This is a genomic window from Lysinibacillus fusiformis (genome assembly GCF_003049525.1).
GTDB lineage: Bacteria > Bacillota > Bacilli > Bacillales_A > Planococcaceae > Lysinibacillus > Lysinibacillus fusiformis.
Genome location: NZ_PYWL01000006.1, coordinates 185,111 through 197,659, shown reverse-complemented (window position 1 = coordinate 197,659; position 12,549 = coordinate 185,111). Strand labels below are relative to the sequence as shown.

Below are 12,549 nucleotides of genomic sequence, written 5' to 3'. Positions count from 1 at the left end.
GTCAATTTGAATATTTATTCATATCAACCATTTTTACGATTGAATTCTTTGTAGAAATTCACTGAAAGAAAGGGGTTAAGAATAAAGAAAGAAAAGGGAGAGCAGTTATTGAAAGAATTTGAAAGCGTTAAAAACCTCCTAACAATAATTTGTTAGGAGGTAAAATTTCTTTATACATGTCATTACCTTTATATATTGCTACTTACTCGATACTACCTGTTGGGTATAATGTAGTTCCTCCAATGGAGACTTTGATTTCATTAGACATTGGAACATTATATTCATCAATAACCGTTCTCCACCATTCCCATGCAAGACCTGTACATTCTCTTGCATAAATTCTTATATTTTTTGAATTAGCCGGAAGCGGTATGACTGTAGAGAAATGAGCGGTTTTGTCCTTCCAATTGCCATCCCAAGTTTTATGGGTTAATACTTCATTTCCATTTTCATCATATGAGAATTCGTCCCAAGCTACTTCAAATTGAGCAACGTATGCACCATAATGATCGAGGATGATCTTTCCTTTAGAATATTCCGTAGCTGTCGTCTCGATATAATCTGTATTATTATGAACAGCAGCAATTGAATGATCCTTTAAGAAAACACTTGTATATGAGATTGGATAGCCTGGATTTTTAAGACTAAATTCTCCATTATCTTTAATTACTTCTCTAATATCATTAAAGTCCTTTGAGACAATTTGATTATGCTTTTGTGAATCTCCGCCTAATACTACAGCCGTAAAGGAACTTTCCTCAAAAATATCCTTGTATTGTGCACTAGTTTCTACATTCGTATTAGCATTCTTCAGTAATGCTTTAAAAGCAGCTTGTACATCCTTACTCTTTGAGCTTGTTTCTAATTTCACATAAATGGTTCTCCCATAGGCTACATTCGACACCATAACAGGAGGGGCATCATTGTTTACTCCTTTACGAGTTAACTCTGCAAAATTAACGCTATCATCGAAAAGGTCTGATGGATTGTTAGGCAATTCAGCACTTACGGTATAAAAAATCTGTTTGTATGCCGCAACCATCACTTTTTTCTCTCCATTCGCAATCGCATTAAAGTCAATCCCCAGCGAATTGTCGAGAACTTGAGCGTTTACATTCAAAGCGCTTGCTATTTGAGATTTGCTATAAACCATAGATTCTGAATATTGTAGTCTTGCAGGCAAAGTATGTGTTGTGGAATACTTCTCACTCCAAGTAGACACTAACTCATCCACTGCACCAGATACATTTCCATATGTCGGATTATCCACAGTCAAAGTATTTTCCCTTTTCATACCAGGTAAATCAATGCTAATATTTAATGGTTTTCTTTTAGCCACCAATAAGTTAGGTTGATTGTCTACAAAAGCTTGGTTGGCAAGTTGTAATGCTCCTGGATATGTTCGATTCGCCATAGAATCAATAATTGATATATCCACTGGTGAGGTTGTCAGTGATTTCTTGTTACGTTCCACCACTATAAATTTATCATTTGAGCTAACTCCTTCTTTAGGAACAAAGCTATCAACCCTGTCACCATTGACTGCTAATATTTCCCTGTTGTTGTAATTCAAGTTTGCTATACCCGTATCAATATCACTAGAACTATTAGTATCAAGTGTTTCAGCTAATGAAATACTTGGATAAGTTAGAAGGCATAAACTAATAGATAAACATAGTAAAAACTTGATTGTTTTTCGAATTCCCAAATAAATCCACTCCTTTTATAGGAAATTATACCATATAAAAATAATTTTTAAATATAGTATTTTCGTTTCATTTTCATCGTACTCATAACATGTACTTATGATTAATATTCATAACTATTATGTTAAATCGTTGCGATTCCTTTTTTAATAAAAAAAGCCTCCTAACATTTTAGTTAGAAGGCAAACCGCATGTAATTCTATTTAGTTTTTTCCATTCAATTAATCGAATGTAATTTTATTGACTGCATCTCGATCTAATTTTTTAATGACTTCCACCATTAATTTTACGGCATTATCATAATCATCACGATGTAGGATACCTGCATGTGAATGAATGTAGCGTGTCGCAATACCGATGGATAATGCTGGTACGCCATTTGCTGTTACGTGGATAGAGCCAGCATCTGTACCACCGCCAGCCATTGCTTCAAATTGGTATGGAATATTGTTCTCGTCCGCTACGTCTAATACGAATTCACGTAAGCCACGGTGTGATACCATAGATGCATCATACACAACGATTTGAGGGCCTGCCCCCATTTTACTAGTTGATTCTTTAGCTGTTACTCCTGGAGTATCTCCCGCTACACCTACATCAACTGCAAATCCAATATCCGGTTGGATTTTATGTGTTGCCGTTTTAGCTCCACGAAGTCCAACTTCTTCTTGCACATTTCCTACTGAATAAAGAATATTAGGATGTTTTTCATTTTGTAAAGCTTTCATTACATCAATAGCAATGGCACAACCAATGCGATTATCCCAAGCTTTTGCTAATAGATATTTTTCATTTTTCATCACATTAAATTCGAAATATGGTGTTACCATATCGCCAGGACGTACGCCCCACTCAAGCACTTCATCTTTAGAAGCGGCACCAATATCAATAAACATATCTTTAATGTCTACTACTTTATTGCGCACATCAGCAGGTAAAATATGAGGTGGTTTTGAACCGATAACCCCAATTACTTCATCGCCTTTACGTGTCGTAATTGTAACGCGCTGTGCTAGCATAACTTGGCTCCACCAGCCACCAACTGTTTGGAATTTGATAAAGCCTTTGTCATCAATTTGTGTAACCATGAAGCCTACTTCATCTAAATGTCCTGCCACGACGATTTTAGGACCGTTTTCATCGCCTACTTTTTTAGCAATTACACTACCTAAGTTATCTGTTTCTACAGTATCTGCATATGGTGCAATATATTTTTTCATGACCTCACGTGGTGCACGTTCATTGCCTGCAATACCATTTGCATCTGTTAAATCTTTAAACATTTGTAATGTTGGATCTAGTTGTGTCATCCTTTTGCCTCCTACGTCTTGTATCTATTTTATTATACTTCGTTTACCGAAATATTCCTAGCTTAATCGTCTGAAAATTGGTGTATTTCTTAATTATTTAATATCCTGTCCGTTGACGATTATAATTTTCCTCGTTTTTTTCAATATACGCACGAACTACATCTTCGAAGGTAAAACCAAGATTGTACGCAAGTAAACCATAGCATTGCCAAATTGCTAGATATCGATCCTCTGTCGGTTGTTGGATAAATGCTAAAATAGCACCTTGTGTCTCTAAAAATGTTGCTGTTAAATGTCTCTGTTCTTCTATCACTGGCCACTTTTCGATTGTTGTATAGTTCTTTAATAAGCCTAAGGAAAGGATAAAATGAATAGAATCCACATATTCTTCTAAAATGACTTCTCGTGCTGATGGCCCTTTTGTGCTCCAAAATTTAAAGCAGCGCGTTTCATTGGCTAGCTCAGCTAGCTCTACCATTAATGCTAGTCCTTTTTCTTGAAATACATCTTGCTGAATATTTTGAGTTTGCTCAATAAAATCATCCAGCTCTTTTTGCATCATAAACAATTGTTGTATATTCATTTTTTTCTCCTAAATTTCTAAAAAATATTTAAATAAAAGTGAAACTATTTGACCTCCCTAATCGTATAGGAAAGAATAACCTTTCTTCAAGGGGGAAATTTAAACATGTTGCCGTTACTTATTCGACTTGCTGTAATTGCGCTTATTATTTATGTATTTTATAAAGCGATTCGTTATATAACTGATCCTAAACGCAAACTTGATGAAGCCTATGAAAAAGGCCAATATTACTTTTATGATGACGTTAAAAACGTCCGGAAAAATTTCTTTATTTCCTATAAGGGTGCTCTTTTTGAAGGCGAAAAATACTTAGGCACCACTGAGGATGCCTTCGAGGTTGTCACTATTTTTGTTGGTGCACGTGATACTGCAACATTGCAGGGCTTTACAAAAGGCGACTTTGAATATTTACAGCAAGAAATTCTATTGAATTATCCAAGTGCGAAAATCAATTGGAAGCAGCCCATTGAACAGCTTATGCGTAACACATCCTCTTGATGAGGATGTGTTTTAAAATGTTTTCATTTATATCCAAAGCTGTACGATAATAAATATTTGGATGGCTGCAAGTAGAGGAAATCCAAATGCAAAACTATTATGGCGTGTTTTATGACGGAATAAATACATGCCAAGCACTCCGCCTACTGCCCCTCCTACGATGGCTAGTGTAAACAAAGTACGCTCTGCAATACGCCATTCATGCTTTTTAGCACGTGATTTGTCCATACCCATTAAAATGAGTAACACCATCGATATAATACTCATATAAGCTAATAATGCTTGTCCCATTCTCTACTCCTTTATTAACAAACGTATATTATTAATCTAACACAAAAAAGACTGATGGAAAAATCCATCAGCCTTTTTTACACCTGTCGCATCCGCTTTCGGTGGAGAAATAATATTTAACTGGGTCAAATATTATTTAGCTACAGCTTTTTTAGCAGCGTCTGCTAATTGAGTGAATGCAGCAGCATCAGTTACCGCAAGGTCAGCTAACATTTTACGGTTAACTTCGATACCAGCAACTTTTAAACCGTGCATTAAACGGCTGTAAGAAAGACCGTTCATACGAGCAGCTGCGTTAATACGAGTGATCCATAATTTACGGAAATCACGTTTTTTCTGACGACGGTCACGGTATGCATATTGACCTGACTTCATTACTGCTTGGTTGGCAACTTTATATAATGTATGTTTTGAACCATAGTAACCTTTAGCTAATTTTAATACTTTTTTACGACGTTTGCGCGTCACTGTTCCGCCTTTTACGCGTGGCATATGAATTACCTCCTGCTTTTCATTAAAAAATGAATGTTAGTATTTTTGTAGTCAATTATTTCATGTAAACAAGTAAAGATTTGATGCGTTTGAAGTCACCAGATGAAACGATGTTTGCTTTACGTAGGTGACGTTTTTGTTTCGTAGATTTGTTAGCGAATAAGTGGCTTCCATAAGCACGGTCATATTTTAATTTACCTGAACCCGTTTTTTTGAAACGTTTCGCAGCTCCACGGTGAGTTTTCATTTTTGGCATGTCGAATTCCTCCTAAACTGTTCGTCTAATATTATTTCTCGTTCTTTGGTTGAAGAACTAAGAACATGCTTCGGCCTTCCATCTTCGGTTTTTGTTCTACCGTTGATACTTCAGCACAAGCTTCAGCAAAACGATCTAACACACGTTGACCAATATCTTTGTGTGTAATCGCACGACCTTTGAAACGTAGGCTACATTTTACTTTATCGCCTTTTTCAAGGAATTTAATCGCATTACGTAACTTCGTTTGGAAATCATGTTCATCGATTGATGGGCTCAGACGAACCTCTTTCATTACGATGACCTTTTGATTTTTACGAATTTCACGGTCTTTCTTTTGCTGTTCAAACTTAAATTTACCATAGTCCATGATACGAGCGACTGGCGGCTTGGCTTGAGGGGCCACAAGGACAAGATCCAAGTTTACACGAGCGGCGATTTCTAGCGCTTCATTACGTGTCTTTACACCAAGCTGGTCACCATTGTGATCGATTAATCGAAGTTCACGTGCGCGAATGCCTTCGTTTACATACATGTCTTTGCTAATAGTAATCCACCTCCAAGTAGTTGTCGCGAATACATGGTTTGGGCAAAGCCTTGCCCGGTTGAACGGTACATCCTCTTGTCATGTCCATAAAAAAAGGACGGACATTTTTGAAGATGTCCGCCCGCTATATGTGCATGCGCAAGTCTACGCAAAACAATTCAACGTGTCATACCTGTTCACAGCCTTTAAAGCGTTGTATCAGGTGAGAAGCGGGCAGCCTCTACTTCAACCACAAACTTTGTATTCATTAACCTTAATTATATTAGCATGTATATGATAAGCTGTCAAACACTAATTTTCTTATCATACCTAGATTGACCTAATCTTAAATAATTTATACAACAGCAAGATTCATTTTATACAAAAAACCTCACTTATGCAAGTGAGATTTTTTATGAAAGATTATTTTGTAATTTCCGCTTTTATAGCTGCTAGGAAATTCTCAAAGCTAATTGTTTCGGAATCTTTAGAGCCATAACGGCGAACATTTACACCATTAGCTTCAACTTCTTTATCACCAATGACAAGCATATACGGAATCTTTTTCATTTGTGCTTCACGGATTTTATAGCCTAATTTTTCTTCACGATCATCCATTTCCACACGTAAGCCCGCTGCTGTTAATTGCTCTTCAATTTGTTTTGCATAATCGAAGTGAGCTTCATTCGATACTGGAATGACTTCTACTTGCACTGGAGCTAACCAAGTTGGGAATGCACCTTTATATTCTTCAATTAAGAATGCAACGAAACGTTCCATTGTTGAGACAACGCCGCGGTGAATTACGACTGGACGATGTGGTTTGCCATCTTCTCCAACGTAACTTAAATCGAAACGTTCTGGTAATAAGAAGTCTAGCTGAACAGTTGATAAAGTTTCTTCTTTACCAATCGCTGTTTTTACTTGCACATCCAGTTTAGGGCCATAGAATGCTGCTTCACCTTCTGCCTCGAAGTAATCTAAGCCAAGCTCATCCATTGCTTCTTTTAACATGCTTTGTGCTTTTTCCCACATAGCATCATCATTGAAGTATTTTTCAGTATCTGCAGGGTCGCGATACGATAAACGGAATGAATAATCATTTAAATCGAAATCTTTATACACCTCTAAGATTAACTGCACTACTTTTTGGAACTCTGCTTTAATTTGGTCTGGGCGAACAAAGATATGTGCATCGTTTAAAGTCATTCCACGTACACGCTGTAGGCCAGAAACTGCTCCTGACATTTCATAGCGGTGCATTGTACCAAGCTCTGCAATGCGTAATGGTAAACTACGGTAAGAATGCATGCTATTTTTGTAAACCATCATATGGTGAGGACAGTTCATTGGACGCATAATTAATGTCTCGTTGTCCATTTCCATTGGTGGGAAAATAGAATCTTGGTAATGATCCCAGTGACCTGAAGTTTGGTAAAGCTCTTTTGAACCTAATACAGGTGTATAAACATGCTTATACCCAAGAGATAATTCTTTATCGACGATATAACGCTCAATAACACGACGAATTGTTGCACCATTTGGTAACCAAAGTGGTAAACCTTGGCCGACCTTTTGAGAAGTTGTAAATAGCTCTAATTCCTTCCCGATTTTACGGTGATCACGTTCTTTTGCTTCTTCTAGCATTTGTAGGTGATGTTTTAATTCTTCTTTTTTGAAGAACGCCGTACCATAAATACGTTGTAGCATTTTATTATCAGAGTTTCCTCTCCAATAGGCACCTGCTAATGATAACAGCTTGAATTCGCGAAGTTTACCAGTAGATGGTACGTGAATACCACGGCAAAGATCGAAAAATTCCCCTTGATAATAAATGGACACTTGCTCATCTGCAGGGATTGCTTCTAGTAATTCTAATTTATATTCATCGCCAATTTTTTCATACATTGCTTGTGCTTCCGCACGACTTACATTTTTACGTTCTACCTCTAGATTTTCAGCAATAATTTTTTTCATTTCCTTTTCAATTGCTGGTAGATCTTCGGCAGTGATTGGTGTAGGAGAATCAATATCGTAGTAGAATCCACCATCGATAACAGGACCAATACCAAGCTTTACATCAGGGAATAAACGTTTAATTGCCTGTGCAGTTAAGTGGGCTGTTGAGTGACGTAAAATTTCAAGTGCTTCTGCATCATCTTGTGTGATAATGGCAATGGCAGCATCTTCTTCGATTGGTGTTTTTAAATCTACTAATACACCATTAATTTTACCTGCGTAAGCTTTTTTTCGTAAGCCAGGGCTGATTGATAAGGCTACGTCATCTGTTGATGTACCTTTTACAAATTCCTTTACAGCACCATCTGGGAAAGTTAATTTAATCATTTCTGACATATTCGTTACACTCCTTTGTTATGGTTGAATACATAATGATTGATGAAATGTTGACTAATGAATCAAGTGATACGGCTGCTTATATGAGCGCTCTTCAACTCGAATTGAGCAAGATCTCTCCACAAAATAAAAAAAAGCCCCGTCCCTCAGGAAAGGGACGAAGCGTATGCTCGTGGTTCCACCCTTCTTCCTTCCGACTTATCAAGTCAGACGAAGCTCAAGGCTAGCTAACGGGCTAGGGACCGGCGAAAGATTATCCCTTTCGCTGCTCAGTAGGTAGTAAATGATGCGTTCATACTAGGAAGCTTTCAGCCGTTGACTTCCCTCTCTAGAAGCTGATACACAAAATTCATGTCCTCATCAATGCATATTGATATTTAGTATATGAGTCAGTATACGCTCGATTGTCGAAAAATGCAACTACCAATGTTACATCCTACGGTTATTGCCACGCATTTCAATTGGCTCTGTTAAGGCTTTAATACGCTCCATTATACGGCCCGCCTTGACAACCTCAATATCACCTTTTTGCGATTGGGCTAAATGGTGCTCTAATTCTCCATAATTAAAATTAGATGTAATAAACGTTGGCAATTGTTCAGCCATTCGATAATGGAAAATAGTCCCTAAAATTTCATCCCTTGTCCATGCGGTCATTGTTTCTGCCCCTAAATCATCGAGCATTAAAACAGGAGCCTTTTTAATATAGTCTATTTTTTCATTCAATGTATTATCGCCAATAGCATTTTTCATTTCCCGTAAAAATTCTGGCACGAAGACAACAACTGAACGTATTTTAATAGACGCTAATTCATTGGCAAGTGCACCAAGTACAAAAGACTTCCCTACGCCGAATTTACCGTATAAGTAAAAACCTTTTGATGGTAAATGACCTGATTCTTTTGTCGCTTTAACAAATTGCGCTGCTTTTTGGGCAATCATCACTCGAGACTCATCATCAATACTTAAATCGTGAATCGTTGCTTGAAGCACATCTTTGGGCATATGCATACTAGCAATCATATTCGCGACATCCCGACGCTCTTCTTCTCTAATTTTTTGCTCACAGCGTACATAATCAATTTCAACTGTATTCCGAACTACCCTTAAAGTAGGAAGGAAGCCTTTTAAATAGTTTGTACAATGTTCTGTGTTATCACAACCACAGCATTCCGTAGATTGACTAATAAATTCATGAAGTTTAGGTAAATTTCGTTCAATATTATCATAGCTTAATTCATCTGCATGACGTGCTAGAAATTCTTGTACGCGCGGATTTTCTAAAATTTCACGTCGCATGGCTTCATAGCGTTCTTGAAACGAGGGTACATTAATAGCTCGTTTTAATGGTCCATTTATAGGTTCGATTGTTGCTCACCTTCTTTACTATTCACTTTTCCCTAGCATCTCTAATATTTTTTGACGTTCTTTTTCAAAATCTATCGTGCTAGAAGTACTTTCCTCTTGTTTCTCATCACGTTTATAAAACCACTCGGGGACTTTTTCTTCTCGTTGATGTCCTGAACGTCCCTTAGTTCGCTGGCTCGTTTTAGTGGTTGTTTGTGGTTTGTTTTTCCAAGTTGTATATTTATCATGCTCTTGGCGTGCAAGTTCCATTGCTTCTTTAGCAGTTTGGATATTTTTACGAACCCAATGATCCGCAATTGTTTCCACATATTTTTTAGGTAACTTCATATCCGTTGTTAACATAACATACTCAAGTAACGCATTGACTACCCCAATCGGCATGCCGTGCTGCACAATTAAACTTTCTGCAAGTTGTACAGAGGTTTGCAAAGGTTCTTTCCCATTATTAATGTCACGCAACACTTGAATAGGAGCCGTAGTCTCTAAATAGTGTTGTAGCTCCTGATCCTTTGATTTTTGTCCAGTTTCTTCTACTGGCAACGGCTCGCTAACTCTCGCTATTTTTGGTGGCTCTTTTGACATCGTTAACTTATAGAAATCAGCAGCTGCCTTGCGTAAGCGCTCTTGTGAAATCCCTAAATCATCGTCCAAAGCAAGAATCACTACTTTTTGCATATCAAGCGCTGTTAAATGATATAAAAATGCCAGCTTAGCAATAGCCTCACGAACTTCTAATGTCAGTAAATTGGATGGCACCAATTGCTCAGATAAACCTGCTTGCAACAGATCGAAGTCAAATTGCTCCAAATAAAAAGGATACACCCTTTGTTGTTTATCCTTACGATTCGTATCCACTTGTAAATCTGATGGAATATTGGAATGAACGGGCTTATAGACATCTATAAAGGCACGAGATACATCTTTAAAATCCGCGTCCCTCACAGGGTATATAAAACGTTGACGTAAATTACGATATGCCTGCTCTCCAATTTTGCTAAATAAAAACATCGACAACAACGGGTCTTTCATAAAGCTTTCCGCATCTAATGGGCGCTGTAGCTCATATAAAAAACTTCGCTCACCAGCATTTTCTTTTTTCCATGTACGTAGTAAACCAATCGCTTCAAGGGCTATACGTGCCTCAAACACTTTACCAATAGGCAGACCGAGCACATTCATTAAATAATAATGTGTCATTTGCGTCTTTGGTATCTGTTCTGCTTCTGCCCATAAAGTTAAATAAAGGCTAATAGGGTCTGAGCCCGTTAACGGTTGATAGAATAATGTTACTAATTGACGCTCTTGAGTAGAAAATGCATGAGGTAGACGAATGTCAAAAGGATCGCCAGGCTGCAATTCCTTAAATAAATGAATCAACGTCATTCATCCTCTCTATTTTCTATGATTTCTGCTCCGTTTGACGTTGAATAATATCTTTAATCTCCTCAATAAAGACATTGATATCCTTAAACTGTCGGTAGACCGATGCAAAACGGACATAAGCCACCTCATCAATTTTGGCTAAGCGATCCATTACCAATTCACCGACATCTTCTGAGCGTACTTCTGAATTTCCAATACGACGAAGATCTTTTTCAATCGATAGGACAAGTTGCTCCAGTATATCAAGCGCAACTGGGCGTTTCTCACAGGCACGAATAAGTCCACGAAGTACCTTTTCACGGCTAAATTCCTCTCGTGAACCTTCTTTTTTCACTACAACTAATGGGGTCTCTTCAATTTTTTCAAACGTTGTAAAACGGAAGCCACATGACTCACATTCACGACGTCTACGAATTTCTTTATTATCATCTACTGGCCTCGAATCCACAACACGCGTTCCGTTAAATTGGCAAGATGGACATCTCATATAATTACTCTCCTGGTTTACAACAATTTAATATTTCTATTATAACAAATTTCCTACATATAAGAAAAGTGCATTCACGTAGTGAGCTCATGATAAACCTAATGCACCTAAAGTACAAGGAAAGTTTTTTAAAAAAAGCACATTGAAACCAGTTAGATTTCAATGTGCTCAAAATGAAAATATTATGCGTTTACCGTTTCTAATGCATTAGCCACTTTTTTCACTAGGTCAACAACGCGTGCAGAGTAACCCCACTCATTGTCATACCAAGCAAGTACTTTTACTTTACGGTTACCTAATACCATTGTGGAAAGTCCATCAACTGTTGATGAGTAAGTCGTTGTGTTGTAATCAGAAGATACTAGTGGCTCAACTGAGAAATTTAAAATGCCTTTCATTGGACCTTCTGTTGCAGCTTTTACAAATGCTGCATTAACAGCATCAACTGTTACATCTGTATTTAAATCTACTACAAGGTCAACTAAAGAAACATTTGGTGTTGGAACGCGAAGTGCCATACCATGAATTTTACCTTCTAACTCAGGTAAAACTAATTTTAATGCTTTGGCAGCGCCTGTAGATGTAGGAATAATTGATTGTGCACACCCACGTGCACGACGTAAATCTTTATGTGGATTATCTAAGTTCTTTTGATCGTTTGTATAAGCATGAACAGTTGTCATTAAACCATTTTCAATACCAAATGTATCATTTAATACTTTTGCAACTGGTGCTAAGCAGTTTGTTGTACAAGAAGCGTTTGAAATTACATCATGTTTAGCAATATCAAGTTTGTCATCATTCACACCTAAAACAATTGTTACATCTTCGTTTTTACCAGGTGCTGTTAAGATAACTTTTTTCGCGCCAGCTTCTAAGTGCATTGCTGCTTTATCACGCTCATTAAATTTACCTGTAGCTTCGATAACGATATCAACACCCATTGTAGCCCAAGGTAATTTTAATGGATCTCGTTCGCTAATAATTTGAACACGTTTACCATTTACAACTAAAGCATCGCCTGCTGGTTCTACTGTACCTTCAAATGTTCCGTGATTTGTGTCATACTTAATCAAATGTGCTAACGTTTCTGCTGGATAGCTAGCGTTAATAGCAACAATATTTAAATTTTCTTGTACGATCGCTTGGCGGAAAACCATACGTCCGATACGTCCGAAACCATTAATAGCAATTGATACTGTCATTTAAAAATCCTCCTGTGAGTACATACTCAGATTAATTATATACTTTATGGTGATTAGTATAACACAATTTTAAAAAAGATGAACATTAA

The 12,549-nt window shown here is 37.3% G+C and carries 13 protein-coding genes; 1 reads left to right on the top strand and 12 read right to left on the bottom strand.

The annotated features are described in order from the left end of the window. Nucleotides 1-202: 202 nt before the first annotated feature. The 3 genes from C9J29_RS15465 to C9J29_RS15455 form a co-directional block, all read right to left on the bottom strand. The gene (locus C9J29_RS15465; RefSeq protein ID WP_107922399.1) at nucleotides 203-1,714 is read right to left on the bottom strand and encodes a thiol-activated cytolysin family protein; all 1,512 of its coding nucleotides are present in this window, start codon (nucleotides 1,712-1,714) and stop codon (nucleotides 203-205) included. 213 nt (nucleotides 1,715-1,927) lie between these two features. Then, nucleotides 1,928-3,016: a M42 family metallopeptidase gene (locus C9J29_RS15460; protein WP_008179256.1), complete on the bottom strand. Its 1,089-nt coding sequence runs from the start codon at nucleotides 3,014-3,016 to the stop codon at nucleotides 1,928-1,930. Nucleotides 3,017-3,113: 97 nt separating this feature from the next. Continuing rightward, nucleotides 3,114-3,599 carry a dUTP diphosphatase gene (locus tag C9J29_RS15455; protein WP_008179258.1) on the bottom strand — a complete coding sequence of 162 codons (486 nt, stop codon included), beginning with the start codon at nucleotides 3,597-3,599 and terminating at the stop codon, nucleotides 3,114-3,116. Between the two features lie 105 nt (nucleotides 3,600-3,704). Between C9J29_RS15455 and C9J29_RS15450 the strand changes: the two genes are divergently transcribed. After that, on the top strand, nucleotides 3,705-4,097 hold the full coding sequence (locus C9J29_RS15450) for a hypothetical protein (RefSeq protein ID WP_008179260.1): 393 nt from the start codon (nucleotides 3,705-3,707) through the stop codon (nucleotides 4,095-4,097). A 27-nt stretch (nucleotides 4,098-4,124) separates the two neighbouring features. On the opposite strand, the gene C9J29_RS15445 is transcribed toward C9J29_RS15450, so the two are convergent. The 9 genes from C9J29_RS15445 to C9J29_RS15405 form a co-directional block, all read right to left on the bottom strand. Continuing rightward, nucleotides 4,125-4,388: a DUF1294 domain-containing protein gene (locus C9J29_RS15445; RefSeq protein ID WP_008179262.1), complete on the bottom strand. Its 264-nt coding sequence runs from the start codon at nucleotides 4,386-4,388 to the stop codon at nucleotides 4,125-4,127. A 132-nt stretch (nucleotides 4,389-4,520) separates the two neighbouring features. Beyond that, on the bottom strand, nucleotides 4,521-4,880 hold the full coding sequence (gene rplT, locus C9J29_RS15440; protein ID WP_004226314.1) for a 50S ribosomal protein L20: 360 nt from the start codon (nucleotides 4,878-4,880) through the stop codon (nucleotides 4,521-4,523). A 55-nt stretch (nucleotides 4,881-4,935) separates the two neighbouring features. Next, a complete protein-coding gene (rpmI, locus tag C9J29_RS15435; RefSeq protein ID WP_004226312.1) occupies nucleotides 4,936-5,136 on the bottom strand; it encodes a 50S ribosomal protein L35 in 201 nt (66 codons plus the stop codon). Between the two features lie 31 nt (nucleotides 5,137-5,167). Beyond that, a complete protein-coding gene (infC, locus tag C9J29_RS15430; RefSeq protein WP_008179268.1) occupies nucleotides 5,168-5,671 on the bottom strand; it encodes a translation initiation factor IF-3 in 504 nt (167 codons plus the stop codon). 414 nt (nucleotides 5,672-6,085) lie between these two features. Continuing rightward, on the bottom strand, nucleotides 6,086-8,017 hold the full coding sequence (gene thrS / locus C9J29_RS15425) for a threonine--tRNA ligase (RefSeq protein ID WP_089985712.1): 1,932 nt from the start codon (nucleotides 8,015-8,017) through the stop codon (nucleotides 6,086-6,088). 429 nt (nucleotides 8,018-8,446) lie between these two features. Next, on the bottom strand, nucleotides 8,447-9,376 hold the full coding sequence (gene dnaI / locus C9J29_RS15420; RefSeq protein ID WP_225316173.1) for a primosomal protein DnaI: 930 nt from the start codon (nucleotides 9,374-9,376) through the stop codon (nucleotides 8,447-8,449). A 27-nt stretch (nucleotides 9,377-9,403) separates the two neighbouring features. Continuing rightward, nucleotides 9,404-10,768: a replication initiation and membrane attachment family protein gene (locus tag C9J29_RS15415; protein ID WP_008176875.1), complete on the bottom strand. Its 1,365-nt coding sequence runs from the start codon at nucleotides 10,766-10,768 to the stop codon at nucleotides 9,404-9,406. A 16-nt stretch (nucleotides 10,769-10,784) separates the two neighbouring features. Next, nucleotides 10,785-11,255 carry a transcriptional regulator NrdR gene (gene nrdR / locus C9J29_RS15410; protein ID WP_008176873.1) on the bottom strand — a complete coding sequence of 157 codons (471 nt, stop codon included), beginning with the start codon at nucleotides 11,253-11,255 and terminating at the stop codon, nucleotides 10,785-10,787. Between the two features lie 182 nt (nucleotides 11,256-11,437). Continuing rightward, nucleotides 11,438-12,460 (bottom strand): glyceraldehyde-3-phosphate dehydrogenase, encoded by a 1,023-nt coding sequence (locus C9J29_RS15405; RefSeq protein WP_008176871.1) that lies wholly within the window; start codon nucleotides 12,458-12,460, stop codon nucleotides 11,438-11,440. Between the last annotated feature and the right edge of the window lie 89 nt (nucleotides 12,461-12,549).